30 protein-coding genes, 1 tRNA gene and 1 pseudogene are annotated in these 26,601 nt (G+C 50.2%); 11 read left to right on the top strand and 21 right to left on the bottom strand.

The genetic code is table 11. From position 1 onward, the window contains the following. Positions 1-2: 2 nt before the first annotated feature. From Q0P86_RS04680 to Q0P86_RS04665, 4 genes are all read right to left on the bottom strand, one after another. Positions 3-341, bottom strand: a complete 339-nt coding sequence (locus Q0P86_RS04680; RefSeq protein ID WP_295037770.1) for a hypothetical protein — start codon at positions 339-341, stop codon at positions 3-5. Positions 342-416: 75 nt separating this feature from the next. Beyond that, the gene (locus tag Q0P86_RS04675; protein ID WP_290995501.1) at positions 417-647 is read right to left on the bottom strand and encodes a hypothetical protein; all 231 of its coding nucleotides are present in this window, start codon (positions 645-647) and stop codon (positions 417-419) included. A gap of 101 nt (positions 648-748) precedes the next feature. Continuing rightward, the gene (locus Q0P86_RS04670; protein ID WP_295037769.1) at positions 749-2,536 is read right to left on the bottom strand and encodes a pectate lyase; all 1,788 of its coding nucleotides are present in this window, start codon (positions 2,534-2,536) and stop codon (positions 749-751) included. A 230-nt stretch (positions 2,537-2,766) separates the two neighbouring features. Further along, positions 2,767-3,444: an ABC transporter permease gene (locus tag Q0P86_RS04665; RefSeq protein ID WP_294114881.1), complete on the bottom strand. Its 678-nt coding sequence runs from the start codon at positions 3,442-3,444 to the stop codon at positions 2,767-2,769. Positions 3,445-3,585: 141 nt separating this feature from the next. On the opposite strand from Q0P86_RS04665, the gene Q0P86_RS04660 reads away from it, so the two are divergent. Further along, positions 3,586-3,924 carry a hypothetical protein gene (locus tag Q0P86_RS04660; protein WP_295037767.1) on the top strand — a complete coding sequence of 113 codons (339 nt, stop codon included), beginning with the start codon at positions 3,586-3,588 and terminating at the stop codon, positions 3,922-3,924. Between the two features lie 64 nt (positions 3,925-3,988). Here the strand turns inward: Q0P86_RS04660 and ettA are convergent, their stop codons facing one another. Continuing rightward, a complete protein-coding gene (gene ettA / locus Q0P86_RS04655) occupies positions 3,989-5,683 on the bottom strand; it encodes an energy-dependent translational throttle protein EttA (protein WP_295037766.1) in 1,695 nt (564 codons plus the stop codon). A 236-nt stretch (positions 5,684-5,919) separates the two neighbouring features. Here ettA and Q0P86_RS04650 point away from each other — a divergent pair, with 236 nt between their 5' ends. After that, positions 5,920-6,981 carry a BamA/TamA family outer membrane protein gene (locus Q0P86_RS04650; RefSeq protein ID WP_295037763.1) on the top strand — a complete coding sequence of 354 codons (1,062 nt, stop codon included), beginning with the start codon at positions 5,920-5,922 and terminating at the stop codon, positions 6,979-6,981. On the opposite strand, the gene Q0P86_RS04645 is transcribed toward Q0P86_RS04650, so the two are convergent. Then, positions 6,953-7,177: a hypothetical protein gene (locus Q0P86_RS04645; protein WP_295037761.1), complete on the bottom strand. Its 225-nt coding sequence runs from the start codon at positions 7,175-7,177 to the stop codon at positions 6,953-6,955. The genes Q0P86_RS04650 and Q0P86_RS04645 overlap by 29 nt on opposite strands. A gap of 35 nt (positions 7,178-7,212) precedes the next feature. Between Q0P86_RS04645 and Q0P86_RS04640 the strand changes: the two genes are divergently transcribed. Together Q0P86_RS04640 and rdgB are read left to right on the top strand one after the other, a co-directional pair. Continuing rightward, entirely contained in the window at positions 7,213-7,404 is a 192-nt protein-coding gene (locus Q0P86_RS04640) for a TM2 domain-containing protein (RefSeq protein ID WP_072976728.1), read from the top strand. 68 nt (positions 7,405-7,472) lie between these two features. After that, positions 7,473-8,102, top strand: coding sequence for an RdgB/HAM1 family non-canonical purine NTP pyrophosphatase (gene rdgB / locus Q0P86_RS04635; protein ID WP_295037759.1), 630 nt, complete (start codon positions 7,473-7,475; stop codon positions 8,100-8,102). 89 nt (positions 8,103-8,191) lie between these two features. Here rdgB and Q0P86_RS04630 read toward each other — a convergent pair whose 3' ends face one another. Next, positions 8,192-9,064 carry a DUF3078 domain-containing protein gene (locus Q0P86_RS04630; protein WP_294114870.1) on the bottom strand — a complete coding sequence of 291 codons (873 nt, stop codon included), beginning with the start codon at positions 9,062-9,064 and terminating at the stop codon, positions 8,192-8,194. Positions 9,065-9,178: 114 nt separating this feature from the next. Here Q0P86_RS04630 and Q0P86_RS04625 point away from each other — a divergent pair, with 114 nt between their 5' ends. Beyond that, positions 9,179-9,703, top strand: a complete 525-nt coding sequence (locus tag Q0P86_RS04625; RefSeq protein ID WP_294114868.1) for a hypothetical protein — start codon at positions 9,179-9,181, stop codon at positions 9,701-9,703. A 16-nt stretch (positions 9,704-9,719) separates the two neighbouring features. Here Q0P86_RS04625 and Q0P86_RS04620 read toward each other — a convergent pair whose 3' ends face one another. From Q0P86_RS04620 to Q0P86_RS04605, 4 genes are all read right to left on the bottom strand, one after another. Beyond that, positions 9,720-10,736 carry a hypothetical protein gene (locus tag Q0P86_RS04620; protein ID WP_295037755.1) on the bottom strand — a complete coding sequence of 339 codons (1,017 nt, stop codon included), beginning with the start codon at positions 10,734-10,736 and terminating at the stop codon, positions 9,720-9,722. 386 nt (positions 10,737-11,122) lie between these two features. Continuing rightward, positions 11,123-12,397, bottom strand: a complete 1,275-nt coding sequence (locus Q0P86_RS04615; protein ID WP_295037753.1) for an argininosuccinate synthase — start codon at positions 12,395-12,397, stop codon at positions 11,123-11,125. 103 nt (positions 12,398-12,500) lie between these two features. Further along, on the bottom strand, positions 12,501-13,397 hold the full coding sequence (gene mtgA, locus Q0P86_RS04610; RefSeq protein WP_290995468.1) for a monofunctional biosynthetic peptidoglycan transglycosylase: 897 nt from the start codon (positions 13,395-13,397) through the stop codon (positions 12,501-12,503). Next, positions 13,397-14,554, bottom strand: coding sequence for a CHC2 zinc finger domain-containing protein (locus tag Q0P86_RS04605; protein ID WP_295037751.1), 1,158 nt, complete (start codon positions 14,552-14,554; stop codon positions 13,397-13,399). The genes mtgA and Q0P86_RS04605 overlap by 1 nt, the downstream gene beginning before the upstream one ends. An 82-nt stretch (positions 14,555-14,636) precedes the next feature. Between Q0P86_RS04605 and murB the strand changes: the two genes are divergently transcribed. After that, positions 14,637-15,581, top strand: a complete 945-nt coding sequence (gene murB / locus Q0P86_RS04600) for a UDP-N-acetylmuramate dehydrogenase (RefSeq protein WP_295037749.1) — start codon at positions 14,637-14,639, stop codon at positions 15,579-15,581. A gap of 161 nt (positions 15,582-15,742) precedes the next feature. Here the strand turns inward: murB and Q0P86_RS04595 are convergent, their stop codons facing one another. Then, complete coding sequence (locus Q0P86_RS04595) at positions 15,743-16,171, bottom strand: VanZ family protein (RefSeq protein WP_295037747.1); 429 nt, start codon at positions 16,169-16,171, stop codon at positions 15,743-15,745. A 107-nt stretch (positions 16,172-16,278) separates the two neighbouring features. On the opposite strand from Q0P86_RS04595, the gene Q0P86_RS04590 reads away from it, so the two are divergent. Further along, complete coding sequence (locus Q0P86_RS04590) at positions 16,279-17,472, top strand: class I SAM-dependent methyltransferase (RefSeq protein WP_295037745.1); 1,194 nt, start codon at positions 16,279-16,281, stop codon at positions 17,470-17,472. Between the two features lie 743 nt (positions 17,473-18,215). On the opposite strand, the gene rplT is transcribed toward Q0P86_RS04590, so the two are convergent. The 3 genes from rplT to infC are packed head-to-tail and all read right to left on the bottom strand — an operon-like array spanning position 18,216 to position 19,420. After that, complete coding sequence (rplT, locus tag Q0P86_RS04585; RefSeq protein WP_295037743.1) at positions 18,216-18,566, bottom strand: 50S ribosomal protein L20; 351 nt, start codon at positions 18,564-18,566, stop codon at positions 18,216-18,218. Between the two features lie 11 nt (positions 18,567-18,577). Next, complete coding sequence (gene rpmI / locus Q0P86_RS04580) at positions 18,578-18,775, bottom strand: 50S ribosomal protein L35 (protein ID WP_072800243.1); 198 nt, start codon at positions 18,773-18,775, stop codon at positions 18,578-18,580. Between the two features lie 18 nt (positions 18,776-18,793). After that, positions 18,794-19,420: a translation initiation factor IF-3 gene (gene infC, locus Q0P86_RS04575; protein ID WP_249268781.1), complete on the bottom strand. Its 627-nt coding sequence runs from the start codon at positions 19,418-19,420 to the stop codon at positions 18,794-18,796. A gap of 124 nt (positions 19,421-19,544) precedes the next feature. Here infC and Q0P86_RS04570 point away from each other — a divergent pair. Next, positions 19,545-19,616, top strand: a tRNA-Gly gene (locus tag Q0P86_RS04570). A gap of 183 nt (positions 19,617-19,799) precedes the next feature. Here Q0P86_RS04570 and Q0P86_RS04565 read toward each other — a convergent pair. From Q0P86_RS04565 to Q0P86_RS04545, 5 genes and pseudogenes are all read right to left on the bottom strand, one after another. Then, positions 19,800-19,946 (bottom strand): annotated as a pseudogene (locus Q0P86_RS04565) (transposase); the annotation flags it as partial. Between the two features lie 189 nt (positions 19,947-20,135). After that, entirely contained in the window at positions 20,136-20,900 is a 765-nt protein-coding gene (locus Q0P86_RS04560) for an FISUMP domain-containing protein (RefSeq protein ID WP_295037741.1), read from the bottom strand. Continuing rightward, on the bottom strand, positions 20,890-21,243 hold the full coding sequence (locus Q0P86_RS04555; RefSeq protein WP_291025676.1) for a hypothetical protein: 354 nt from the start codon (positions 21,241-21,243) through the stop codon (positions 20,890-20,892). The genes Q0P86_RS04560 and Q0P86_RS04555 overlap by 11 nt, the downstream gene beginning before the upstream one ends. Next, the gene (locus Q0P86_RS04550) at positions 21,215-22,012 is read right to left on the bottom strand and encodes a hypothetical protein (RefSeq protein WP_295037739.1); all 798 of its coding nucleotides are present in this window, start codon (positions 22,010-22,012) and stop codon (positions 21,215-21,217) included. The genes Q0P86_RS04555 and Q0P86_RS04550 overlap by 29 nt, the downstream gene beginning before the upstream one ends. 95 nt (positions 22,013-22,107) lie before the next feature. Next, on the bottom strand, positions 22,108-22,551 hold the full coding sequence (locus Q0P86_RS04545) for a hypothetical protein (RefSeq protein ID WP_291025679.1): 444 nt from the start codon (positions 22,549-22,551) through the stop codon (positions 22,108-22,110). A 212-nt stretch (positions 22,552-22,763) separates the two neighbouring features. On the opposite strand from Q0P86_RS04545, the gene Q0P86_RS04540 reads away from it, so the two are divergent. From Q0P86_RS04540 to Q0P86_RS04530, 3 genes are all read left to right on the top strand, one after another. Then, positions 22,764-23,093: a hypothetical protein gene (locus Q0P86_RS04540; protein ID WP_295037737.1), complete on the top strand. Its 330-nt coding sequence runs from the start codon at positions 22,764-22,766 to the stop codon at positions 23,091-23,093. A gap of 77 nt (positions 23,094-23,170) precedes the next feature. Next, positions 23,171-24,331: a class I SAM-dependent RNA methyltransferase gene (locus tag Q0P86_RS04535; protein ID WP_295037735.1), complete on the top strand. Its 1,161-nt coding sequence runs from the start codon at positions 23,171-23,173 to the stop codon at positions 24,329-24,331. Between the two features lie 49 nt (positions 24,332-24,380). Further along, positions 24,381-25,577, top strand: coding sequence for an MFS transporter (locus tag Q0P86_RS04530; RefSeq protein ID WP_295037733.1), 1,197 nt, complete (start codon positions 24,381-24,383; stop codon positions 25,575-25,577). Between the two features lie 58 nt (positions 25,578-25,635). Here Q0P86_RS04530 and Q0P86_RS04525 read toward each other — a convergent pair whose 3' ends face one another. Then, the gene (locus Q0P86_RS04525) at positions 25,636-26,472 is read right to left on the bottom strand and encodes a GGDEF domain-containing protein (RefSeq protein WP_295037731.1); all 837 of its coding nucleotides are present in this window, start codon (positions 26,470-26,472) and stop codon (positions 25,636-25,638) included. Between the last annotated feature and the right edge of the window lie 129 nt (positions 26,473-26,601).

The raw sequence follows: 26,601 nt of genomic DNA, 5'->3' as shown, positions 1-26,601 counted from the left end.
AATTACAAGATTGCAAACTTGCGCATGCTCATAACAGTCGCCAATATGGTCAGCAAGACCGAGATGGCAAGAGTCGTTACGGAAACGAAAAGCCCGCTCAAAAAGGATTCATGGCCAAGCTGTACCAGAAGAAGAATCGGCACGACCATAAAAAGCGACATATGGGTCGCCGCACGTACCGTACGCACGCGGAGCGACACAATCAACGCAAAAGACGTCGTAAGCAGCACTGCCGAAAGTGCCCCGAGAATGGAGGCGAGGGCCGAAACCGTAGAAATTTCGGGATGCGTGACCCAGTAAATAACTTGAGCCAGAAGGGCGAACACCACAGGGAACGGCACTGTCGCCAAGAGCTTTCCCCAAAAAAGTCGCGTCGGAGCAATAGGCGAAAGCTGCAACAGTTCAAGCGAATTACGCTAACGCTCGCCCGCAAACGAATCTCCGGCCAACGGCGAACCCATGGGCGCCATGAGGCAACCGAGCAGGAGCATCATGTAGCCTTCCATACCTTCCATAATCTGCCCGCCGTACCGCGACACGGCAATGCCCTGGCTAGCCGCCAGAATCACAGGCGGAATGACGAAGGGTATCCAAAATTTGGGATCCCTAAAGATAAGGCGAAGTTCGTGTTTAAAGACATGAAACATAAGTTCGTTCCAATAAAATTTAGCATTTTTTTGAGCTTACGCACGCACAAGAAAAGACGCCCCCGTCAAAGGAGCGTCGGTATTTGGGTTAGGAAAGGCGACTAGCGAACAACCACGCGACGAGTTTCGTGGCCGACCCGCAGAAGGTACGTTCCCGCACGCGGAACCGAGAGGGTCAGATTTTCTGCGTTTGCGACAGCCTTGGCTACGATTTTTCCCTGCGCATCAAGGAGATAGGCCGTATGCGCCACTCCGTGGACTGACACCAGTCGACCTTCGACAGACACCTGGATACGCTGACCGAAATTAGCCGGAGACAACACCATGCTGGACTCGGAGGAGTCGCTAGAATTCGGAGATTCCACAGAACTGCTGGACTCGTCGACAATAGTCCCCTGAGACGAACTGGACGTTTCGACGGGCTCGTTGACCTTGCTACTGCTGGACATTGCAGAGGAACTCGACGCCGGAGCCTCGCCATTCGCAGACGTCACGGTAATTGTTCCGCTCTTGGAGGCATTCGTCGTAGCGCCCGTCGTGGTGACGGTGAACTTGTACGCACCTGCCGCCGCCGTCGCGGAAACCGTTCCCGAGATGTAATAGTCAGAACCCTTAAGCGTACCCGTCACGCCATCAGGAAGACCCGTCACCGTGGCACCCGTCGCGCCCGCAATCGTGTAGTAGAATTCCGCGATTGATTCGCCCGCGGCAACCGTCTGCGTGGTGCTGCCCGAGCCGTGCTTGGTGAGGCTAGCCTCGCCCGCAACACTCCCCTGCGACGAACTAGACTTCGCGACACTGCTACTGGACGTCACTTCGGCAGGCTCAGTGACCTTACTGCTGGAACTTACCGGAGTCACCGTACCCGATGCACCCGGATCCGGGAGAGTCGCACCTGCATACAACTTAATGGAATCGCGCAGGGCATAAGCCTTCGCCTGCGTACTCACGTCGGTGAGGCTCATGGAATAGCTAGGCTTGAACGCCGTGCCCGTACCCGACTGCGGTTTTTTCACATTTTCTTCGTAATTTTCGATCATCTGCGCCGCCGTGATAGCGCCATCGCTCGTATACAAGTCAAGCGCCTTCTGCACGCCAATGAACACGTTCCTTTCGATGCGAATATCCGCCTCTATGGCCGCACGCACGCAGTAGCTTGCATTCTTGCTGTCAAAGAGGTTGTTCGCCACATGGACCTTGCCAAAACGCACACGAGGCATGCGTTCGACCACACCGTCTGCCCACCATGTATGGTGAAACGTCACATTCAGGTGCCCGCGATCGCTCGTCTTCGTCTTGCTGTTGCCAATCAGGTTGCTGAACTGGTGGCCGGTTGACGCCGAAGTGTAGCTGAACTTAGTCCACGAAATCGTCACATAGTCCGAGGCATTGGTAATGTCTAGGTTGCCGTCGTGACCATCGTAAACATCCACGTGGTCAATCCACACATTCTTCGACTCGTGATTCACCTGCAGGCAATCCTCATCATCATCGTCGTGTGCACCCACACCCTTGAATTTCAGGTTGCGGATGATGACGTTCTTCGAGCCGCTCAGCTTCATAGCGCTACCCGAGCTGGGCTGCGCGATAATGGCGCCCTGGTAACCGTAAATCGTCACGTTGCTACCGACTTCCACCGGGCCCATGTACGTCCCCGGCTTCACGTAGATAATCTTGTTGCCCGCCTTGGCATAAGCCTTAAGGTCAGTCACATTGTCCACCGTGACCTCGGAATATCCCTTGCCGCCCGTGGTGCCGCCATTCTGCGTGGCAAATCCCGCCATCGGAAAGTCCGGCGAAGTCACTGCAAACGAGGAAGTCACAAGAGTTGCCCCGAGCACAACACCCGCAGCGAGCATCTTTGACCATTTTGCGTTTTTCGATTCCATAACATCCATCCCATATTTTGAGATTCTGAACAACATCATTCAAAATGTTCTCAAAATTTCTTCTCAAAATTTATATTCTAAAAACGCAAAAGTCAATAGAAATTTTTATTTAAAACACCTTCAGAGACCAATTTTTCAGTATAAACCAACAAAAAAAGGCGAATTTTACAAAAAATCGCCAATTCCAAAATGTTCTCAAAATTTTATTTTACAATTTAAAAATAGAGAAATTACAAGCTGACAAACTTGCGCATACTCACAAAGGTCGCCGCAATGCTCAAAAGAATCGATACGGCAAGCGTCGCTAGCGGCACAAAGAGGCCGTTCAAGAAGATTTCGTGACCAAGTTGCACCATCAGGAGAAGCGGCACGATCAAAAATAAGGTAACGTGCGTCGCCGCCCGCACCGTCTTTACCCGTAACGAGACAATCAGCGCAAAAGAGGTCGTCAGAAGCACCGCTGAAAGCGCTCCCAGAACAGACGCCACTGCAGACATCGTCGAAATTTCAGGATGCGAGATCCAGTAGCCGAGCTGCGCCAGCAGCGCAAACATCACCGGGAACGGAAGAATCGCGAGAAGCTTGCCCCAGAAGAGCTTTGCTGGTGCAATCGGAGAAAGCTGCAAGAGTTCCAGGGAATTGCGCTCGCGCTCCCCCGCAAAGGAATCCCCCGCCAAGGGCGAACCCATCGGCGCCATGAGGCAACCAAGCAGGAGCATCATGTAGCCTTCCATGCCTTCCATAATCTGCCCACCGAATCGCGACACGGCAATCGTCTGACTCGCCGCGAGAATCACCGGCGGGATAATGAAGGGAATCCAGAAACGCGGATCCCTAAAAATCAGGCGAAGTTCGTGCCTAAAGACGTGGAGCATGGGTATAGCGGCTTCGCCGCAGTTATTAGTCAATAGTTAGTAGTTATTAGTTGACTCAGGTTACGAGATGTTTATCACAAAAATACAATTATTCGTGCAAAGAGCGGGCTAACGTGCGCCAAAAACATTTGTTTTCGCTTGTGGAATGGCGCGAAATTGAGTATATTACAGATTGTGAAATTTTTGGCAGTATTTATTCTAAGCCTCTCTTTGCTTGTTTCCAGTTCTTTTGCGGAGTCACTTACTCCACCGACGGTTCTAAAGATGCAAGAAGACCGAAGCATGGCGACCTCGGACTTCACTACTGAAGAAACTCCAGAGCACGATTGGGGCCCAATAAAGTTCTTAGTTGGCATATATTCGGTTGGATTATTTTCTTTGGGAATGGACTTCGCAGGCATCGGACTTGATAAAAGATACGATGAAGACAATCACGATAAAGCAGGAGCAATGATTGGAGGTGGCTTAGGCATGGCTGCTTTAGGAGGGCTCGGCATTTGGTGGGCGTTTTAGGGACGGAATAAAACCGCAAAAAAAAGGAGACCCCGGCACTGTGGCCGGGGTGACACTCTAAAAATTACTGTCTCGTGAGCGTCTTGTACCTGATGGGCTTCGGATTGTCGGCATCTTCGCCGAGGCGTTTGCGGCGATCGGCTTCGTACTCGCTCCAGTTGCCTTCGAACCACACCACCTTGGAATCGCCTTCGTAAGCGAGGATGTGGGTTGCGATGCGGTCCAGGAACCAGCGGTCATGGGAGATAATCACGGCGCAGCCTGCAAACTTGAGGATGGCCTGTTCCAGAGCCTGCAACGTTTCGATGTCCAAGTCGTTGGTCGGTTCGTCGAGGAACAAGAGGTTACCCGGCTTCTGCAGGTTCTTTGCCATGAGCACGCGGTTGCGTTCACCGCCCGAAAGCGTGGTGAGCTTTTTCTGCTGGGCAGCACCGGTAAAGTTGAAGAGTCCGCAGTAGGCGCGGCCGTTCATCTTGCGGTCGCCCACCATAATCTCGTCGTTGCCGCCGGTGATTTCTTCCCACACGGTCTTGCTGTCGTCGAGGCTGTCTCGGCCCTGTTCCATGCTGATGATTTCCACGGTCTCGCCAATCTTGAGCGTACCGCCATCGGGCTTTTCCTGGCCCATAATCATCTTGAATAAAGTCGTCTTACCCGCACCGTTCGGGCCGATAATGCCCACGATGCCGGAGCGCGGCAGGTTGAAGTTCAAATCGTCGAACAGCACCTTGTCGCCAAAGGCCTTCTGCAAGTGTTCCGCCTGAATGACGATATCGCCCAGGCGCTTGCCGTTTGCGATGTGAATCTGCGCCACCTTGATCTGTTCGCGGGAATCTTCGGCGAGCAAGTCTTCGTAAGCCTTGAGACGGGCCTTGCTCTTGGCCTGGCGGGCCTTCGGGCTCTGCTTGACCCATTCCTGTTCGCGAGCGAGGCGTTTCTGACGGTCAGATTCGCCCTTCTCTTCGTTCTTCATGCGTTCAAGCTTCTGGTCCAGCCACTGGGCGTAATTGCCTTCCCAAGGAATGCCGCGACCGCGGTCAATTTCCAAAATCCAGTTCGTTACGTTGTCAAGGAAGTAACGGTCATGGGTCACGAGAATGACGGAGCCCTTGTATTCGCGGAGGTGGCGTTCGAGCCAAGCAACCGTTTCGGCATCCAAGTGGTTCGTCGGTTCGTCAAGGAGCAACAGATCCGGTTCTTCGAGGAGCAGGCGGCAGAGAGCCACGCGGCGCTTTTCACCGCCGGAGAGGTTCGTCACCGGCCAGTCGCCCGGCGGGCAGCGGAGAGCATCCATCGCAATTTCGATATTGCGGTCAAGGCTCCACAGGTCCTGCGCGTCGATGATGTCCTGGAGCTTTGCCTGTTCGTCCAGGAGCTTGTTCATCTCGTCGTCTTCCATGGGTTCGGCGAACTTCATGGAGATTTCGTTGAAACGGTCCAGAATGGCCTGCTTCTTGGCCACAGCCTGCATCACGTTTTCCTTGACGGTCAGGTTCGGGTCCAGCTGCGGTTCCTGCGGCAGGTAGCCCGCGGTGCGGCCCGGTTCAATCCACGCTTCGCCCTGGAATTCCTTGTCGATGCCCGCCATGATGCGCAGGAGCGTCGACTTACCGGCACCGTTCTGGCCGATAATACCAATCTTTGCGCCATAGTAGAAGCTCAAAGAAATGTCCTTCAGCACCTCTTTGTTAGGCGGATAGGACTTGGTCATCTTGTACATGTAGAAAACGAATTTTTCTGCTTTATTCTGTTCGGCCATAAGAGCTCCGAGGAGGTGAAGTCGGCACTTCGTGCCTTTAAGGTGAGTGTTTTTGCAAACCTTTTCTGAATTCCGAAATCCGAATTCTGAACTTAGTAAATATAACAAAAGCCCCGCACCGAGCAAAGCTTTCGTTTCTATCAGAGCGACCTATTGACGCGATTTACTAAAAAACCCGGTCGCCACCACTTTTTTCGCAAAACAAGATACCGAAATTATTATATAATTGCGATGGTATGTCGATTCACCCCCTCAAGGTATTTTTCTTATTCTGCTCGCTACTCGCAAGCCTCACGAGTTCGTGCCTTGCGCAGGAAAATTTCCAACGGTATTCGGCGCTCCCCTTCGGAGCCTACACCGAAGAAACAAAAATCCAATACGGCGCCATCTTCGTCCTGTTTTTCAGGCCCTTCCAAGAAGGCGAAAACATCTCTTCGATGGACTTTATCGCCCGCGGCACCACACGCGGTCAATTCCAATTCCAGCACGCACCAAACCTGTGGCTTCTCGGCGACCACCTGCACATTCCCGCCAAGCTGAACCTGAACAAGTGGCAATATTCACTTTTCGAACGTGGAGCCCGTGGCGATTTTGAAGCTATCGACGAATACAAGAGCTCCTTCGTTTACGGCCGGATTCCCTTCGAGATGAATTTCGGCATTCCGAACAACATTCCTTTCCGCTACGGTGTTGTATTAGAAGGCGAAGCTCGCAACAACGAACTCGGCGATGATACTCCCCAAAGTTATCAAGACGGTTACTATCTAGGCGGCGGTTACCTATTCATTCTCGACCAAAAAGACAACGACAACTGGCCGACCAAGGGATACTACGCCAGCTTCGAAGAGGTCTTTTTCGGCGGCGATTTCAGTTACCACACCGAAACCATCGACGTCAGACTCTATGCACCCCTGTTCTGGGAAACTTCAATCGCGCTGGGACTATACGCCAAGCAGAGCCGCGGTGACAACGTTCCGCTCGGATGCCTCGCTGGCCCCGACGGCACCAAACGATTCCGTGGCGTAGAATCGGGAATCTGGAGCGACACGCAGGCCGCCATCTGGCAAATCGAATTGCGCAGGCCGCTGTTCTGGAGATTCGCCGGAGTCATCTTCGGAGAAGCTCTGCAATCGGCCCCTTACTTCAGCGAGCTGTTCAAACGGCAGGTCCATTACGCCGTAGGTTTCGGCGGACGCCTCGCCCTGAACCGCAGCGAAAAGCTGCACGCCCGCGGCGACCTCTCACTCGTAGACGGGAAACACCTTGGCATCACCATCGACCTGAGGGAATCTTTCTAGCGAGGTTTCCTAACAATCCGTCGGCAAGTCTTCGGGCAACAACTTCTTTCGTCTTGATTGCCGTCTGTCCGGCATACCCCGCCACTAGGGAAGACCGGTCACACTCCACCAAGCGCCCCTTCTCGAGAATGCCGAGAGCCTTATATATCTGCGCGACAATGATAGCTTTTACAAATTCCTCGCATTCCAATATCACATTTTCTATATTTGCGCCTAATAAAAGGAGTTACCATGCCAGCACAAGGTGAACACAATAAATGGATTGCCCTCGCCCTTTGCATTTTGCTCGGATACCTAGGAATTCATCGTTTTTACGAAGGTAAAATCTGGACGGGTATTCTCTGGCTTTGCACCGGCGGACTCTGCGGAGTCGGCGTTGTCATTGACGCGATTCTCATCGTGATGAAGCCGGAACATTACTAATTCAGAGTTCGGAATCCAGAGTTCGGAATTAAAAATTCTAGAACTAAGTATCGGGAATCAAATTACACATGAAACATTTATTCGTAATCGCGACGGGCAACCCCGGAAAAATCAGGGACTTCGCGCACATTCTCGGAACCGAGAACAAGGAATTCAAGACGCTCAAGGACATCGGCTTTACAGACGATATCGTCGAAGACGGCGACTCCTTCGAAGCAAACGCCATCATCAAGTCAAGCACGGTGGCACGGTGGCTTTGCGAAAAACATATCGAGGCAAGCGTCCTTGCCGACGATTCCGGCCTCGAAGTATTCGCATTGAACGGCGAACCGGGCATTTACAGCGCCCGCTACTGCGGCTACCACGGCAACGACCAAGCCAACAACGACAAGCTGATGCAAAAGCTCGAAGGTGTCAAAGACCGCAGCGCCCGCTATTTCTGCGCACTCTCCTACCAGAAGGTCGCCGAGGTAAACGGCAAGTGGACCGTGAGCGAACCGAAGATTTACGAAGGGGAATGCCGCGGGCAAATCAACTTCGCGCCCGTTGGCGACATGGGATTCGGCTACGACCCGCTATTCATCCCTGACGGATTCGACCGCACCTTCGCGCAGATGGAACTTGCGGAAAAGAAAGGCATCAGCCACCGCGGAAACGCTATCCGCACCATGAAAGCGGATCTAGACGGCAGAACTTAGTTAGCAGAGCTTAGAACTTAGTTGATTTTGCAAAAAAAAGAAACCCGACAAAAAGTCGGGTTCTTTTTTTGATACTTTAGGTTCTGCGATTAAAACCAGCGCCAGGTCAGGCCGAAGAGCACCATATTCTTGTACTGCGCATCTTCGTCAAGATCCCAGTCGTAGGCCATGTCGAAGCCGACCTGAAGTTCAACGAGCGGTGCAATCATCACGGAGAGGAGGTTTTCCCAGAGGCCGTCGATCTTTTCGACACCTTCGAAATTGCAGAATGCCCACAGACGGCTCTTGAAGCTCACGATGTCAGAGAAAGCATATTTGACTTCGGTGATAGATTCGAGACCGGGTTCATCACGGAACTTTTCAAACTTTTCGGTATCCTTGTCGTCGGCGTAACCGTAACCATTAGAAATAGTCATGCGGTTAGCAAAGCCGAGGCGCTGGGAAAAGTTGTCGTTCGGAATATAAGCAAGACCTGCCAGCTGAGTTTCGTAGGCGGGATCCATGAAACTCGAAATGGGAGTCTTGATTTCATTGCCGTCTTCGTCTTCACTATATTCGAAACCCTTCATGAACTGGGTTTCGAAACGGTTACCGATATAGGGTTTCAGGACTTCGGTCATGTTGAAGTCGATCATCGATTCCCAGAAGAGGCGGTCAGCGGACTTGCGCTTGCCAACGCCCTTGGTCCAGGTCTGACCGAAGTCGATATCGATGAGGTTACGCCAGTTGGCGATTTTCCACTTACCTTGCACATCGGCATCGTAAGTCACGAGCCAGGTATAGTTAGAGGAACCGTCTTTCTGCCAGTTGCTGAAATTGTACCAGTTGTAACGAACGGCGGCGACCACGTCGGCAGTCCAGTTTTCGGGGAGAGCCCCTTCGAACATGCCACCTTCGGCCATTGCAGGTGCGGCAAATGCGCAAGCCGCGGCGCATGCCATGATTAAAGATTTCAACTTCATTTCTCTTTCCTTTTTTTTGGCCCGGTCAACCCCAAGCCGTGATTTGTCAAATCAATATAGGAATAAAAACACATTTTTGCGAGTATAAAATGTCAAAATGTCTATATTTAGGCCATGCGACGCGTCCGTTTTTCCCAACTTCCGATACTGATTTTCCTTTTTGCGGTGGTTTTCTGCCATGCAGGCGACCGGGAGCGCCAGGAGCATTTTCGATTCAACCTAGGCGTCGGAATCCGAAACCAGACTCCAGTTATCGCCATCGGTGGAATAGGCTACGACAACGTCATCTTGCGCGTGCAGGGAATGGGCTGGCACCAAGGCGCGAACGATTTCTGGTGCGGATTCCGCGGAAGCCTGCTCTATACATTTTTCAGGGACCTTCCCTTTAATTTCGATGTAGGCATCGGTGGCGGCTACGAATTTGCCGAAGCCCCGAACAAAATGCACCAGGCATTCAACAAGGCAAACAACGCCATGCTCCTTCGCCCCTACAATTACAAAGAAGAGGCCGACATTTCACTCGAACTTTGGGCGCACCTATACGGATTCTACACACAAATTAGTGTACCCGCCTACCGGTTCATAGAACACGACCCCCCAAAACTACTCTGGGGAGCCGGATACATGGTGGAATTCTAACATTCGTATTACAGGGTTACTTTTTACGGATATAAATGGAATATTCATCCCCAGCCGTATAATCGTAGTAAATCAATTCCATTGTATACACGGATCCATTATAAGTAATAGAACCATAGATAGACGAATAAGAAGAGGCACCCTCTTTCAAGTTCCAGCCAAATTTATTCAACAGGGATATAACGTAGGTGCGATTCACCGCACTTGGAATACCGCTCGCCTGAAATGCATCACCATTGTTGCTTATTCTACCTTTAGCAAAGACATCCGCGGGCAAGTTCGCTCTAGCCACTTCGGTCAGTTCATAGCCTAATTTTTGTGTTTCCGTCATCGGTTCTGTTACACCGGAAAAAGTTCCGACGAAAGTTTCCATCGAATAGGTAAAAAGCAAGGTATCCCTATCGATTGTAGAGGCTACCATATTCGGCTTTTCGATCGTATACCTGAATGACTCCGTAGTCAACTTCTTTTGTTCGTAACCAGCCGCAATCAGGAGGGTATCGAACTTCTGCAGGCTCGCAAGCGAAATCGTCTGGGAAACTTCGCAGCTGCCACCAAAGGTCGGTTTCCAGGCGAGTTCAGACGGAGGCAGCATTGCTGTTGCCAGGTCGCAGGTCGAAGCATTATTCACCGGAATATCTAACGCGTCGCCATCGGAAGAGGCGTCACCCGTTTTCACATAAACTACCGAGACAGCACCACTTGCGCCCGTCAAAGTTACCGTATGCGAGACGGTCCCTTCGATCTTGGAAAAAACATACTCGCCACCCAAACCATCCGGCGATGGATTCGCCGTAACCGGAAGCCAGCCCGCATTCGTATAATTGGCAACATAGGTTGCAAACGCAACCGCATCCATGGTCCCCTGCGCATAGCAGCCACTGTCCATTTTTTCGAAAGAAAGGGACGATGCAGGCAAGGCTGAAACATCACAAGAACCGGACGACGCTCCCGTTCCGGAATCATCAGACGAACAGGCGACAAACACCATCGACGCCAAAGCACTCCCTAAAAGCAGCTGCTTGATATTCATAATTTCCTCGTGTTGCTGGATTGTATAATGACGAAATGTAAAAAAAACAATACATTGTCAAGTAAAAAATGCGCTATCGTGAAATTCAGCACATTTTTTCAGAGCCACTGAACCATTATGAAGAAATCCCCCGTTCACGAATATGAAACCGAGGGATGGATCCCGTCGCGCTACGCGCTCCAGGATGACTTTAATGACTTCGTGAGCGAAAAAACGCCCGGTATTAACCGAGCGTGTTCGCGAGAGCAACGGCCGTAGAGTAAGAACAGACTTATTTCTAGCCGTTCCGGTATCCCGTGAGCAACAAACGCCTGGTATAAACCAGGCGTGGTTGTGAGAGAACCGACTTCAGAATAAGGATTCTGGTGAATTTAGTCGGTTCGGTCTCATTTTTTCTTCGGGAGCACGACCGGCTTGCCGAAGTCCACGTTCGTCTTGTTGCCGAGCAACAGGGCGCGCGTCTTGAGCGGCAGACCGTAGCAGCGGATGAAGCCAGTAGCGTCCTTCTGGTCGTACATGTCGACGTCGGTGAATCCGCCGAGGCCCATGTCGTAGAGGCTGTAGGGGCTCTTGATGCCGGCCGGGATGATGTTGCCCTTGTAAAGCTTGAGGGTCACGTCACCGGTAACAACCTTGTTCACTTCGGCGAAGAAGGCGTCCATAGCCTGGCGGAGCGGAGTGAACCACTGGCCATTGTACACGAGGTTCGCGTACGTCATAGACATCTTCTGGGCTTCGAACAAAGTTTCCTTGTCGAGCACGAGCTGCTGCAGGCATTCGTGAGCCTTGTACAGGAGCGTGCCACCCGGAGTTTCGTACACGCCGCGGCTCTTGAGGCCAACGAGGCGGTTTTCGACGATGTCCAAGAGACCGCAAGCGTTCTTGCCGCCAATCTTATTCAGGTATTCGAGGAGTTCGACAGCGCCCATCTTCTTGCCGTCGATAGCCACCGGATTACCCTTATCGAAGGTAATCGTCACGTGATCAGCCTTGTTCGGGGCCTTTTCATACGTGTTGGTATGCTTGAGGAATTCGTACTTGTGTTCCTGTTCCGGGAATTCCAGGACGCCACCTTCGTGAGAGAGGTGCCACAGGTTACCGTCTTCGGAGTAAATCTTCTTCTTGCTGATGCCGTTGAGCGGAATCTTGTGAGCGGCAGCGTAGTCGATAGCGTCTTCGCGGCTGTGGAACGTCCACTTCGGGTCCTTCCACGGAGCAATGACTTCGAGCTTCGGGTTGAGTGCGGCGTAGGTCAGTTCGAAACGGACCTGGTCGTTACCCTTACCGGTAGCACCGTGAGCAACAGCGTAGGCGCCTTCCTTTTCGGCAATCTTCACCTGGTACTTGGCGATGAGCGGACGGGCGAAAGAGGTACCCAGGAGGTAGGTTCCTTCGTACTTGGCACCGGCACGAACGGTGGGCCAAACGTAGTCTTCGAGGAATTCCTTCTTGAGGTCGAGAACGTAGCACTTGGAAGCGCCAGTCTTCAAAGCCTTGTCTTCGAGGGCCTTAGCGTCCGGGAAGTCGTTCTGACCGAGGTCGGCGGCGAAAGCGATTACTTCGCAGTCGTAGTTTTCCTTGAGCCAGGGGATGATGATGGAAGTATCGAGTCCACCGCTATAAGCGAGGACAACCTTCTTCTTGGATTCTTTCTTAGCCATTTTTAGCGTCCTTTAAGAAAATTTTAGACGATTGAAATATAGAAATAGACGAGAGACGAGAGACGAAAGACGAAAGAATTTTTTTAGAAAAATGATAAAAAAACTACGGAGAGACCTTACTAGAATCCTTAGGAGGCGGCGCCATCAACTGCCGGAGCGAATCCACCAGCACGCTGTCCTTCTTGGGGAACATGTTCTGGTAAATGACGGCACGACGCTTGGCCATGAACTGACTTTCGCGCATATTCGGATGGTGCTTACCCGGGCTTGCGAGCATGGCTGCAAGATTAATCGCCTGATCCACACTCAGCTTGGAACAGCTCTTCTTGTAGTATGCGAGACACGCTTCCTGGCAACCGAAAATATCCTTACCCCACTGGGCATAATTCAGGTAGAGTTCCAGAATGCGATCCTTGCCGAGTTCATGTTCCATCAAGAGCGCGTACGCCAATTCCTTGAACTTGCGGTTGAAAGAACGTTCGCCACTCAAGAAGAGGTTCTTCGCAAGCTGCTGCGTAATCGTGGAGCCGCCGAACTTGGTCTTCCCAGCCACCTGATTTGCATCAAGCGCCTCGGCGATGGCGCGGACGTCAAAGCCCGGATGGAAATAGAAGCCGGCATCTTCACTTGCAATGACCGCCTTCCGCAGGTACGGACTGATGGAATCAAGGGGAACATAGGTATGCTTGATTTGCAGGTTCGGACTCGAATCGCGCAAGGCCTTCATGTACTTGCTAATTTCGGGCTGTGAGTCCTTGAGTTCCTCAACACCTTCGTAAATTTCGTAACCATAAATGAACGCACGGTACAGGGCATACGAGGCAGCCACCGAGAACACGGCCGAATAAATAATCAAAATCAGCAACGCCTGGCGGATGACGAAATTAATCGTCCGGTAAAGCCACTTGATAATGAATCCAGTTACCTTCGCAAACGTGGTATTCGTGAACCACTTGAAAAAATCCCTGACCTTACCAAAATACAACTTCACCTTATCCATTATTTTTTTCCTCCGAACCAGTCATTGATGTCTTCACCCTCTTTCATGGCCGTGGGCAAGTTTTCCATTCCTTCTCCCAAAATTACATTATGAACGCCCGCTTGCGTAAACAGGTTGCCGATATATTCCATTCCAGAGCGACCCGCCTCGTCGTGATCCAAACAAAGAACCACATTCTTACTTTTGAACAAATTCAGCCATTCCACCTTGAAACTCCGCACACCGGGAATCCCCACCGCATTGATCTTTTGTCCTAAAAACGTGAGCGTATCGACCACGCCCTCGCACAGGTAGACCCAGCCAGGCTTATTGTCGAGCACAGACATGTTGTACGGATACGGCACCGTGCCACGCAGGTTAAGTTCCTTGGGCACGACCGTTTTATCGATCGCCCGCGACTGGAAATAGAAAGCGCGGCGTTTCGTGTCGAGATACGGGAAAATCAACGGATGCTTGTAGTAGCGCAAGTGGCCCTTTTCATTAAAGAGACCCACATACTTCAAGACCTCTTCGCCAAAGTCCGCCTTGAGGCTGTTGTTCACCTCTTCGTAGTTGGTAATGGTGCGGAGCAGCATCTTGTCCCACACGGGCTTGTAGATGCGACGGCGGGCAAGCCACTTGGCCGCGGGAGTGTTATCGACGGGACTCAAGCGCTTAAGGAACGAAAGGATAATTTTCTTACGTTCGTCTTCGGATACCAGCGGAGGATCCTCGGGTTCGGGCGGCCGAACCATCTCGGGTTCCGGACGACTTTGCGGAGAAGATAAATTCTGCGGAGCGTTCCCCTGCACCGAGGGTCGCTGACGCCCTGCGGCAACAGGTTGCGTTCGTTGCGACAGGCGTTCCATTTCTTTGCGGGCAGTAGGCGGTACCAGAAACGGGTACTGCTCCATCAGCCAGCTGAGCGCCTCGGTAAAACTGCAATCCTTTACAAGTTGCACAAGCGTTATCACGTCGCCACGGACATCGTCACAGACCCAGCAACGGAAAAAGCCCCGTTCTTCGGAAACAGAAACGGAGGGAGTGCGGTCGCCGTGCGTGTGACGTTGCGGGAAAAAGCATCTGAATCGACCATGAGAAACCGATATTCCCAGACTCTGCGCGACAGATGTTATCGAAATCGCCGCCTTGAATTGTTTCAGTTCCTCGTTGGTCATGGTGAGTATAATAATAGTAATTCAGATTTCGGAATTCAGATTTCGACAGTATATATTAAGAAGGTATGCTATATTTTCTGCTATGCAGATTCTCGAAAACGAACCGATGAGCAAGCACACCTCCTTTAAGGTGGGTGGAGCAGCGCGCTATTTTGCAAAGGCAGAATGTCTGGAGGACCTCAAAAAAGCTTTGAACATGGCCTGCGAAAAGGGACTTCCCTACTTCATTTTAGGGAACGGCACAAACCTGCTTGTCTCGGACAGGGGCTTTGACGGCATTGTCATCACGCTTGCCGGAGAATTTTCAGAAATACAGAACCTCGGAAACGGGGCTTTCAAAGTCGGGGCGGCGACCCCGCTCGGCAGATTCGCACGAACAGCGATGAAACTCGGCTTTGCAGGCATCCATAAACTCGCCGGAATTCCGGGAACACTGGGCGGAGCCATCTACATGAACGCGGGTGCCTACGGTCAAGAAATCGGAACCTGCTGCACACAAGTCACCGTACTTGACAGCGACGGAAACATCCGCGAGTTTTCTAATGCCGGCTGCGCCTTCGGCTACAGACAAAGTATTTTCCAAGATAACAAATCGTCCACTGTTGGTTCGGCAATCTCACCAACCTTTATGACAATCTTGTCAGCGATGTTCCAACTGCCCGCCGCAAGTGCAGAATGCAAAACTGTCGCCGAACTCGAAGCAGAACACGCCGAATGCATGGCGAAGCGCAAGGCGACACAACCGCTGAATTTGCCGAACGCTGGATCAACCTTTAAAAGGCTTGAGGTCGGAGCGGTCGGCACTCCCACGCAAATTGCACCGGGATACTACATTGAACAAGCCGGACTCAAGGGCCATCGCATCGGTGGCGCCGAAGTCAGCACCGTACACGCAAACTTCATCGTGAACGCAGGCGGCGCCACGGCAAACGACATTATGGAACTCAGCGAGTTCGTACAAAATAAAGTCGCCGAGAAATTCGGCATTCAACTGAAGAGAGAAATAATCCTGCTAGGGGAATTTTAGTAGAGTTTCAACCAAAGTCATTCTCGACCAAGTAAAACGCGGGAGGGGATCCATCAAAAATCTTACACCTAGATCCCGTCGCTTCGCTCCAGGATGACAGATTCGTGGCCCTTCGGCAGGCTCAGGGACCTGACTCCTAACCACTCATCACTATAAACTTCCTACTGCCTACCGTCTACTTTCTCTTCCGGCACGGGGTCGTAGCGATTCAGGATTCGCGTGACGATGGCATAAACAATGCCGCCCGTGAGTCCACCGGTCAAGTCAGCCACCAAGTCAAACACACTGCTGTCGCGAGTTTCCACAAAGCTCTGGTGATATTCATCGGTACATCCGTAAAGGAGCGCAAGTCCGCCCACGACCAATACACGCAGCCACTGCCGTTTGGACCATTCGTTACGAGTCCAAAGCATGGCGTAGCAGCCGGCAAGCGTTGCATATTCACAAAAGTGGGCAAGCTTATCCCAGATGTGCGGAAAATCTTCTAGCTGGTCCATCGTCATCGAAGACAGTTTAAAGATAATCGCCATGCAGAGCACGCAAGGAACTGCTCGGAAAAACGGGTACTTTTGAAAAAGCGATTCAAACATATTAGGTACGAGGTCGCGCCTTTGGCGCTTTGGGGAATGAGGTATGGGCCTAAAGATAGAAAAAGAGAACATCTTCAAAAGTCTATATTATTTCTAAATTTGAATCCATGAAAGCAATCACCTTGAAAGCCGGACGCGAAAAGTCCGCATTGCGTTACCACCCCTGGATTTTTAGCGGAGCCGTTGACGAAGTCATCGGCGACCCGGAACTGGGCGACACCGTTGAAGTTTACAGCTACAAGAGCGATTTTCTGGGTCTTGCGGCGTACTCGCCCAAGTCTCAGATCCGCGGGCGTTTCTGGACGTTCGGCGAAAAGGCGAACATTGACCGCGAATTCTTTAGCGACTTGCTCGACCACGCCATCGCCGCACGCAAGAGCCGCAGTTTTGACATCGAAGACAAGGAATCGGCATTCCGCCTGATCAACGCCGAAAACGACGGCATCCCAGGCTGCATCATCGACAAGTATGCCGACATCTATTCTGTCGAAATCCTGGCTGCCGGCGCCGAAGTCCACCGCGAAACGATTTACGAACTGCTCGCCGAAAAGACGCACTGCCGCGGCATTTACGAACGCTGCGATTCCGATGTGCGAAAAAAAGAAGGCCTGCAGCTGCGCACCGGTTGCGTATACGGCGAAGTGAGCGACGCCCCCGTCATCATCAACGAAAACGGAATCCTCTTCCCCATCGATGTGAAGAACGGCCACAAAACAGGCTACTATTTGGACCAGCGCGATGCCCGCCGCCGCATTGGAGAACTTTCCAAGGGCAAGAAGGTCCTGAACTGCTTCTGCTATACCGGCGGTTTCGGACTTTACGCTCTCCGCGGCGGTTGCGAAAAAGTTTACCAGGTGGATGTTTCCAAAGACGCGCTCAAGCTCGCCAAGGAAGGCATCATGCGTAACAAACTCAGCACCGCCCACGCAACTCATGTGGAAGCCGACGTGTTCCAGTACCTGCGCAAGTGCCGCGACAAGGCCGAGACCTTCGACCTCATCGTACTTGATCCGCCGAAGTTCGTTGAAAGCAAGGACAACCTGCAGAAAGGCGCCCGCGGCTATAAGGATATCAACCTGCTTGCCATGAAGCTCTTGGCCGAAGGCGGCATGCTCGCCACATTCAGCTGCTCGGGACTCATGGAAATGGACTTGTTCCAGAAGATTATCGCGGATGCCGCCGCCGATGCCCATCGGCGCGTTCAAATCATTGAACGCTTCGGCCAACCCGCCGACCACCCCGTGAATACGGCATTTCCTGAAGGGCAATACCTCAAGGGACTCTTGGTGCAAGTTGTTTAAGCAGAACTTTTGTAAACCTTAGTGTTCCATATATTTCGTACAGGCTAACAGGCCAAATATGTCTGTTCAGCCTGTATTTTTTTGTTTGTCTACATTTTAATTTGAACTAAAAAAAATGCGTACAGGCTAATTCCATCTAAGCACTTCTTTTAGCCTGTACACCCCGTCAAAACTCCCTTTCAGAAATAAAAAGCACCCCGCCCGATTGGAGCAGGGTGCTTTTTCTCGCGTGAAGATGAAGCTAGGCTTCAGCTCAATTAGGCAGCCTTCACAGTTTCGACGACCTTGGCGAATGCTTCCGGATCGGCGACGGCAATATGACGACCGTTCGGCTCTATTGTTGCTAGGCACTACGACTCCGCCTCACTCTCGCATTCACGGCTTGTCAATACAAGTCGTGAATGCTCACCATGGCCTTTGCCGATGCCTTATAACGAAAAACACCCTGCAGAAGCAGGGTGCTTTTTCTCGCGTGAAGATGAAGCTAGGCTTCAGTTCAATTAAGCAGCCTTCACGACTTCGACGACCTTGGCGAATGCTTCCGGATCGGCGACGGCAATATGACGACCGTTCGGCTCTATTGTTGCTAGGCACTACGACTCCGCCTCACTCTCGCATTCACGGCTTGTCAATACAAGTCGTGAATGCTCACCATGGCCTTTGCCGATGCCTTATAACGAAAAACACCCTGCAGAAGCAGGGTGCTTTTTCTCGCGTGAAGATGAAGCTAGGCTTCAGTTCAATTAAGCAGCCTTCACGACTTCGACGACCTTGGCGAATGCTTCCGGATCGGCGACGGCCATATCGGCGAGAACCTTGCGGTTCATCTGGATGTTGGCCTTGGAAAGCTTGTAAATGAACTGGCTGTAGCTGATGCCATGTTCACGGACAGCGGCATTGAGGCGGACAATCCACAGAGAGCGGAAGTCACCCTTCTTGTCGCGGCGGTGAGCGTAGGCATACTGACCGGCGTGGGCTACGGCGTCAATGGCAAGGCGAAGGTTGCTCTTGCGACGGCCATAGAAACCCTTGGCGGCCTTGAGGATTTTTTTGCGGCGTTCGCGGGAAGGAACTCTGGTTTTAGCGCGTGGCATTCTTACACTCCTTATGCAACGACAAGCAGACGCTTGACATGGTAAACATCGACTTTCTTAACGAGAGCGCCCTTACGCAGGTTACGCTTACGCTTCGTGGACATCTTGGCAAGAATGTGGCGCATGCCAGCACGCTTGAACTTGACGTGGCCGGAGCCAGTCAGGCGGAAGCGCTTCTTAGCACCGCTGTGTGTTTTCATCTTAGGCATTTTTACCTCTTTAGGTTATTAAGTTGAAGCCTCACCTGCTGCCATGGGCTCGGTTACGGGCTTTGGTGCCTGGGGCTGCTTTTTGGCAGTACCTGCACCGCGTTTCGGACCGTAAATCGAGAGCATTGTATTGCCTTCAACTCGCGAATCCATTTCCAGGTCGCCGTACTGGAGCAAGTCTTCTTTAGCGCGCTCCATCAGGCGTTTGCCGTAGTCCATGTGCGCCATTTCGCGCCCACGGAACTGCATAATAAGCTTGACCTTCATGCCATCCTGCAAGAACTCGGCTGCCTGCTTGATCCTGTACTGGTAGTCGTTCTCGGCAGTCTTCGGGTGCATCTTGATTTCCTTAAGCTTCACCACGTGCTGCTTGGCCTTTGCGGCCTTGGCCTTCTTGATCTGTTCAAACTTGTACTTGCCGTAGTTGATGATACGGCATACAGGCGGCTTAGCATTGGGAGACACTTCCACCAGGTCCAGTCCGGCGTCCTTGGCCATCTGGAGAGCCTGTTTGGTATCCATGATGACGGCCTCGCCATCGTCTTTCACAAGACGGATCGGGGAAATGCGAATGTCTTCGTTAATGCGGGTTCCGTCGCTCTGTCTGTTCGGCATGCGGCGGTCGCGGGGATTTTGTAACGCCAAGTTAAGCTACCTCTAGGTAAATGGTTATTGTGGCGGTAAATATAGTTTTTTTACAAAAAAATGCAAGAACTTTTTAACGAACCCCTTTGAAAATGGGCAAAATTTTGTATAATTGGACTTGCTCGCGGCGGTAGCTCAATGGTAGAGCCTTAGCCTTCCAAGCTAATGGTTGCCGGTTCGATCCCGGTCCGCCGCTCTTAGACCCCTCTTTGAGGGGTCTTTTTACTTCACTTTCCACTCTACTGCTTTGGGACTCCACGCGTTTTTGCACGGACTTTACCGCAAAACTCAACTCTTTTTGACTTTTGGCGAAAAGTATTACAAGACCTAGCTAGGACTTTAGTTCTACGGATTTTTTATACTAAGAAAAAAAAGGGACCCACCCGCAAAGCTTGCGGAGTATCGCTCCTATTTCAAGCCGTTTTTCTCCGTAAAAAACTTTTCTCCTGAATTTAGGTGCGAACACGATGTGATACTTACAGTTCCAGGTGGTGTGTGCCAACGTATGATTATTTCTATTTTGCATTGCAAAATCCTTTGGTTATTTGTTATGCAGGTGGTCAGACCGCTTGGCAAATTTAATCAAAGGATTTCTGCTTTCCTCAGGGGTGTAAAGCCGTAGGCTCTCTGGAACCACCCGCCTAGCGGGTGGTTTTCTGTATACAAAAAGCCAGCCCAAGAGTGGGCTGGCGATTCGGATTAACAACAAATGAAACTAATTCTTAAGGCAACGAACGGAGTTAGCAGCATTGGATTTATGGCTATGATAAGCACAACCGAGACCAAAAGTAATCAAGTCAGCTGATGCTGGAGATCTTTCGGTCGCCGTCCAGAAAGCGCTACAAGAACCCGCGCCATAGAAAAAATCGTAGGTTAAAAAACCTGCAGGCAATACCGAGAACGCATAAGAATCAGGACAAGAGCCATCCCCAAAAACATTCCCAGCATCATCGAGACAACGTCCATCATTCAAGAAATCCGTATACAAAAGCACGGCTTTAGAACCACTCAATGCAACTACAGAGAATAAAGTTTCCCATTCATCTCTAGAGGGCAGATGCCAACCACTAGGACATGCCTCCATTGCAGCGCTCCAAGTATAAAGACGACCATACTCGGTGCAATAGGCAGGATTATTATCGTAGCAGAAACTACTCTCTGCGAGATAGTTCAAATTTTGCGCCATCCAAGTCTGAGAGCCTATTGACACCTGCTTATACACCTGGCCATCCCGAGAATCTACGAATGTGGTAAGACTCGCCCGAGCAGTTTCTTCTGCAGTTTTTATTGCAGACTCCTTAGCCTCTTTTTCTGTTTTTTGCGCGGCTTCATCTGCAGCCTTTTTTGCTTCATCTGCGGCCTTTTTCTCTTCCCGACTTCCAGATATATCCACATATTCTAATGGATGCTCACCACACGCAAAAAATACAAAGAATACAGCTAGCCAAAAGCACTTTAACATAGCGGGTCTAATGTTCATACTCCACAGCCAATCCCCAGAAGGAACATTCAAACTCTTCATCAGCCTTGATTCCCAAAAACCATTGTTGCGAAGAGGATACATCCATATGAATATCCATTATGTTATCAACATTAAGGGTGCCATTATCGGTCTTTACCTTTTTTCCTACAAATTTTTTCAAAAATTCTATTTCACTACAGCCAACTTTAGCCGACTTGTAACTATATGATAAAGACTTCATCTGCTTGATTTTGAGCGACACCACTGGGATAGGCTCACCCACAGCAGGAGTATTTGGATGCGTTGTAGTGCAAGCTGCCAACAGAAATACACTAATCAACAACAGGATTACCTTTTTCATTTTTTCTCCAGATGTTAAAAATAAATTCTATGGATAATAATGGGGAAATAGATTGTTCAAAATCCGTTTCAACTTTTTTCAAACATAACGTAAATTGTAGTCCCATATCCAAGAACCAATTGTCCATGGGCTTATTGATTCCCAAACCAACAAGTAATTTCGGATAAAGAACCCATTCTGGCTTAAACGGATCTCCATAAACATCCGTTGCAATTTCTTCTTGTAACGTGAAAAATGTCTCTCTATATACGTAATCAAATAAAATGCCCAATTCGCCCCACAAAGGGTTTCCAATACGTAATGCTAATGGCAAAGAAAATCCCATAAATATAACTGTGTAATCGGAAACCTCTGTTTTTGAAATTCCTTTTTCCCATTCTTCGTCATATAAGCTGAATTTTGAATATATAACTTTGTCCGTATTTTTGAAATCACGCAATACCAACGCATAAAAATCAAGCCCGCACTGAATAGCCATTTTCTTATAAAAGAAATAGCTAAAGGCAAAACCCACCTCCCCCTTGGGACCATAGAGTCCATTTAGCGAAGCGCCCCCCAAGTGAACACTCCCTCCCCAATGCATATTCGTCTCTGAAAACGGAGACATGTTCTTTACTTTTACGGTATCATAAACTTCTGATTCGACAAATAGATCTTTTACAACCCGGTCATTATTGTCGTTCACTTCAACATTTTTTTCATTCTGATCGGCATCCAGCAGTTTTTCGATATCAGTCTCGCTCCGATCGTCATCTTCGAGAACAATCAAATCATCCTCTTGAGCATATACGCTCAAGAAACCCAATAGAAACACAATAAAAAACATTTGCTTTAGCAAGGCACAAATTCCTACATACAACTTAATTATCTCTTTCCTTTATTTTTCTTTGGGTACAGACACATTCCTTTTCTCATATCGTTAGGAGAAAGTCGGTTCTTATTTTCAAAAGCCACTTTATAATCCTTCTTATCCCAAATCCAGGCTTCTTGCATATTGTATTTTTCATCATAGAGAATCCAAATCAGCTTATCCCAATCATAATTCTTAACCTTAGAAACCATTGTGACTCGACTTCCCGGTTTGCCGCTCGGATGATTCGATTTTACTTGGTAATGGACTCTTTTAAATTCAAAATCAAAGCCCTTGTTTACCGCGGTCAAAGTTTGCATATAGTCGGAATACGCCGTTTCGCTCATTCCAACCATCATGGCAGCATCGTATTCTGATATAGCAGTAATTATCTGTGGAGGAACACCAAATTTTTCTTGCCACTTTAAGGCGAGACTAATAAGTTCTTTTTTCAGCATACGCTCTCAAATGTAAAAAAAAAGTACATTGTCAAGTTTTTTTTTTAAAAGCGCCAATTTTGAAGTTTTTTTCAGGACGGGTCACCATTTTCGCATCTGGTTCACAAGCATACGCATCAAGGGAAAATATCAAAATTAGAATACTCTGCGCATTACAGAAACAGGGGAAAGTTTATGGAAATTCAGAGAAAAGCTTATGACCGCTTTGTGGCGTGGAAAAAAATTTTCTAGACCTTTATCGGGACGACATCAAGAAAACCACCAAGCGCTACAGTTCTAAGGTTTCTGCAGTATTTGAAAACATTCCCGGCAGTCTCTCTTCGCACGAAAAGAAAATCGTACTTTACGAAATTGACGATTCCAACGCAGCAACATTCTCCAAGTATGACGAGCCTTTATTCTGGCTTGATGACTCAATGATTTGCAACCTGTGCTACAAATGCAACGACCCAAATGTCGGATTCGCTCTCAGCAAGAACGAATCTTCGGTCAAGTGTTATATGGGCGATACAGCAAGACAAATTTTAAGGTTTTTCCTGTAGAAGTAAAATCGGCAAAGAATTGCTATTCCCATCAAGTGATTTATTTCTAAATTTGGAATTGAAAAATAGAGGTTCCCATGTTCTTTGAACAAGCCATTGCACTCCAGGTTCCGGGCTACACCCGAGAAGCCGACTCCGCCCACGGCGAATCGCTCGCCATGTTCGACTACAAGGACGAACTGAAAATCAAGAACCAGGCCATCAAGGAATTCTGGGAAGTGAACCGCCTTGCCGGGAACCCGCAGAAAGTCATCGCAAGTCCCATGCCCCGTGAATACCGCACCACCAGCAAGCGTCGCGTGTTCATGCAGCCGGGCAACCTGCAGTTCGACCGCCAGGATTCCATGCTGGAACCGGAAGAACACAACAAGATTTACAACCTGCTGTTCGAAAAGCTGATTACTCCGGCCTACAAGCCGTTGGCTTACGCCTTGAACTGGATTATCATTCGCGGCACCTACCGCTACCGTGTGGTGATTTTCAATATCAAGAAGATTGACGCCACTATCGTACGTAAGCTGAAACAGATTTCCGAAGTTCTTCAAAAATCCGAGCTGAACGTAACTGCAGCTCACGCCTATGTGGACACCACGGAATCCGATTACTACCTGGAATCGAAGCGCCCCACCGAAGGCCTGAACTTCAAGCAGCTTTACGGCCCCCGCGAAATGTCCCTGGACCTGGGACACTTCCGTCTGAAGTATCCCGTCACGGGATTCAGCCAGATTAACGAAAGCCAGATTCACAACTTGATCAAGGCCGCAAGCCGCCTCCTGAGCTTAAGCAAGGAAGACCATTTCCTGGACCTGTACTGCGGTTACGGCCTGTTCAGCTTTGCCCTGGGAGAAGCCGCCAAGTCCGTACTGGGCGTGGAATGGGAAGGTCCGTCGATTGATTGCGCAAAGGCTTCGGCCAAGCACCTCAAAAAATCCTACCGTTTTATCGCCGGTAAAATCGACGAAATGTTCGTCCAGATGCGCCTGCCCCGTCCTATTCCCGGCGAACCGGAAAAAATCCTGCTGGACCCGCCGCGCAAGGGCTGCGAACCCGGCGTGATTCACGCACTCGCGATGAGAAAGCCAATCCGCGTATGCCACGTGTTCTGCGGCACCGACGAAATTCCCGCCTCGCTCAAGGAATGGGAACGCTACGGCTACCGCGTGCGCGAGGTGCAGCCGCTCGACCTGTTCCCCGGCACCCCGCACCTGGAAACCATCGTCATGCTGGAGAGGAAATAGATTTTAGAACGGGCCTTCGACCCTACAGACGAAAGACGAGAGACGAAAGATGATATATTCTGAAAAAGTCTCCTCAAGTAAACCCGCGCTGTGGACGCGGAATTTCGTGACGGTCGCCGCCGCGAACTTTCTGCTGTTCTTCAGCTTTTACCAGCTGCTGCCGATTTTACCGCTCTACATTATCGAAAAATTCGCGACCGACAATGCGACCGCCGGATTCATTATTTCGCTTTATACAATCGGCGCGCTTGCCTGCAGGCCCTTCGCCGGATTCCTCGTAGATACTCTCTCCCGCAAGCCCTTGTACTTCTGGACTTTCTTCGGATTTACCGTATGTTTCTTAGGCTACAAGACGGTCGGCATATTGCCGATTCTTGCCGCGGTGCGATTTGCGCATGGTTTGTTCTTCGGAATTTCGAGCACGGCGAGCAACACGGTCGCCATCGACGCCTTGCCCGCAAGCCGCCGCGGTGAAGGCATCGGCTACTTCGGCATCAGCGTGAACCTGGCGTTCGCGACAGGCCCCATGACCGGCATGTTCCTGTACGAGGCGTTCGGCGACACCATCGTCTTTGCGATTTCGATTATTTTGTGCGTTATCGGCCTGATTCTTGTGCAGACGTTGAATGTGCCGCGCAAAGAGAAAAAATCGCATGCACCGCTTTCGCTTGACCGGTTCTTCCTCACTCGCGCCATTCCGCAGTTCGCCAACTTCATTTTCGTAGGATTCGCCTACGGTCCGGTTACCAACTACATCGCCCTTTATGCCAAGGAACTCGGCATTGGCGGCACCGGCTGGTTCTACGCCTTGATTGCAGCGGGCTTGATTCTGAACCGCGTTATGACGGGACGCTTGATCGACCGCGGTTACTTGATTCACCTGGTGGGCACCGGTATGACGTTGAACGTGATTGCCTACTTTATCCTCGCCTTCAGCCACTCGCCCATCACCTTCTTTATATCCGCTTTCCTGATCGGGACAAGCCTCGGCCTGATTTTCCCGGGCTACCAGACCATGTGCGTGAACCTAGCCCGACACGACCAGCGCGGCACGGCCAACAGCACCTACCTGAGCGGTTGGGACATCGGTATCGGTACCGGCATTTTGATAGGCGGCTCAATGGCCGGGCACTTCGGAATGCACCAACCTGTATTCCTCGCCTGTGGAATAGCACTCGTCATCGCAGACGTCCTGTATTTCACCTGGACATCAAGGCATTACCTGAAGAACAAATTGGAAGGTTAAGCGAGCTTTCGCTACGCAAGATAAAGCGAACCTTGACAAATCCTAGCAAAAAGTTTGCTTAGGCGGAACACTTTTCGACATACATCATCTGGTCCGCGTTAACAACGCTATCCTTAAAACTGGATACACGGCCATCCCAACCGGCATACCCGATGCTCACTTCTATTGCATAGTACTGCGGTCCCTGACGGGTAGAAAGTTCTTCGCGCAGGCATTCCTGAATTTCGCGGACCGCGTATCCAGGCATATCTGTCGGAACCACCAGCAGGAATTCATCGCCTCCGTAACGGCAGAGAAACACCGACTTTCCCAGGCGATCACACGCTTTCTTGAGCGCCGAGGAAACGAGGACAAGTGCATTATCTCCTTCGATATGTCCGTAAGTGTCGTTGATTTGCTTAAAGTGGTCAATATCAACCATCACCACATAATAAGATTTCTGTTCGCTTTGCTGCTGCAGAAAAACCTCCAACTGGTTACGGTTATTAAGGGATGTCAGCGAATCCGTCGAAATGAGTTGGCTCTGCAAATTCAAATAGACGAACAAAATAATCAGAGTGCAGCCAAAACAGAATATCGGTGTATTCAGGGAGTAGAACACCTGCAAGGACGCAGCAACAATACTGCACGGAACATAGCTTGCTACAACCAGATAAGTCTTCAAATTTTTCCGATTTTGTGGTTTAAGCACGCGGCTAAAACAACGAAACGTCGGAGTCATGATGTACACAAAAGGAAGGAACAGCAAAACAACGTAATAAAGATCATTCGGTTCAAGATTTTCTTTCAACCAGAATTTGGGAACTGCCACAAACGACACCAGCAAGAAAACCGCTTCAATAACAATCGGAATTCTCAATTTCGTCTGAAGACTTTGAATTTGAACGCGAGTCATTTCTGGCCGAGAACTAATTTCGGCAAAAACAAAACAACTGTAAAAAAGGATTGATATGATAACGGCATTCGAATAATTTGCCGCCAAAACCGATATGAAATTTTTAGCAATGACACCATCATTGACCAA

It is taken from the genome of uncultured Fibrobacter sp., assembly GCF_946062555.1.
Taxonomy (GTDB): domain Bacteria; phylum Fibrobacterota; class Fibrobacteria; order Fibrobacterales; family Fibrobacteraceae; genus Fibrobacter.
This window is presented reverse-complemented; position numbering and strand designations above follow the sequence as displayed.

Coding starts and splice junctions, on each gene's coding strand:
- Q0P86_RS04675 (WP_290995501.1), bottom strand. CDS start 647: ATGTTTCATGTCTTTAAACACGAACTTCGCCTTATCTTTAGGGATCCC.
- Q0P86_RS04670 (WP_295037769.1), bottom strand. CDS start 2,536: ATGGAATCGAAAAACGCAAAATGGTCAAAGATGCTCGCTGCGGGTGTT.
- ettA (WP_295037766.1), bottom strand. CDS start 5,683: ATGGCCGAACAGAATAAAGCAGAAAAATTCGTTTTCTACATGTACAAG.
- Q0P86_RS04650 (WP_295037763.1), top strand. CDS start 5,920: ATGTCGATTCACCCCCTCAAGGTATTTTTCTTATTCTGCTCGCTACTC.
- Q0P86_RS04640 (WP_072976728.1), top strand. CDS start 7,213: ATGCCAGCACAAGGTGAACACAATAAATGGATTGCCCTCGCCCTTTGC.
- rdgB (WP_295037759.1), top strand. CDS start 7,473: ATGAAACATTTATTCGTAATCGCGACGGGCAACCCCGGAAAAATCAGG.
- Q0P86_RS04630 (WP_294114870.1), bottom strand. CDS start 9,064: ATGAAGTTGAAATCTTTAATCATGGCATGCGCCGCGGCTTGCGCATTT.
- Q0P86_RS04625 (WP_294114868.1), top strand. CDS start 9,179: ATGCGACGCGTCCGTTTTTCCCAACTTCCGATACTGATTTTCCTTTTT.
- Q0P86_RS04620 (WP_295037755.1), bottom strand. CDS start 10,736: ATGAATATCAAGCAGCTGCTTTTAGGGAGTGCTTTGGCGTCGATGGTG.
- Q0P86_RS04615 (WP_295037753.1), bottom strand. CDS start 12,397: ATGGCTAAGAAAGAATCCAAGAAGAAGGTTGTCCTCGCTTATAGCGGT.
- mtgA (WP_290995468.1), bottom strand. CDS start 13,397: ATGGATAAGGTGAAGTTGTATTTTGGTAAGGTCAGGGATTTTTTCAAG.
- Q0P86_RS04605 (WP_295037751.1), bottom strand. CDS start 14,554: ATGACCAACGAGGAACTGAAACAATTCAAGGCGGCGATTTCGATAACA.
- murB (WP_295037749.1), top strand. CDS start 14,637: ATGCAGATTCTCGAAAACGAACCGATGAGCAAGCACACCTCCTTTAAG.
- Q0P86_RS04595 (WP_295037747.1), bottom strand. CDS start 16,171: ATGTTTGAATCGCTTTTTCAAAAGTACCCGTTTTTCCGAGCAGTTCCT.
- Q0P86_RS04590 (WP_295037745.1), top strand. CDS start 16,279: ATGAAAGCAATCACCTTGAAAGCCGGACGCGAAAAGTCCGCATTGCGT.
- rplT (WP_295037743.1), bottom strand. CDS start 18,566: ATGCCACGCGCTAAAACCAGAGTTCCTTCCCGCGAACGCCGCAAAAAA.
- rpmI (WP_072800243.1), bottom strand. CDS start 18,775: ATGCCTAAGATGAAAACACACAGCGGTGCTAAGAAGCGCTTCCGCCTG.
- Q0P86_RS04560 (WP_295037741.1), bottom strand. CDS start 20,900: ATGAACATTAGACCCGCTATGTTAAAGTGCTTTTGGCTAGCTGTATTC.
- Q0P86_RS04555 (WP_291025676.1), bottom strand. CDS start 21,243: ATGAAAAAGGTAATCCTGTTGTTGATTAGTGTATTTCTGTTGGCAGCT.
- Q0P86_RS04545 (WP_291025679.1), bottom strand. CDS start 22,551: ATGCTGAAAAAAGAACTTATTAGTCTCGCCTTAAAGTGGCAAGAAAAA.
- Q0P86_RS04535 (WP_295037735.1), top strand. CDS start 23,171: ATGTTCTTTGAACAAGCCATTGCACTCCAGGTTCCGGGCTACACCCGA.
- Q0P86_RS04530 (WP_295037733.1), top strand. CDS start 24,381: ATGATATATTCTGAAAAAGTCTCCTCAAGTAAACCCGCGCTGTGGACG.
- Q0P86_RS04525 (WP_295037731.1), bottom strand. CDS start 26,472: ATGACTCGCGTTCAAATTCAAAGTCTTCAGACGAAATTGAGAATTCCG.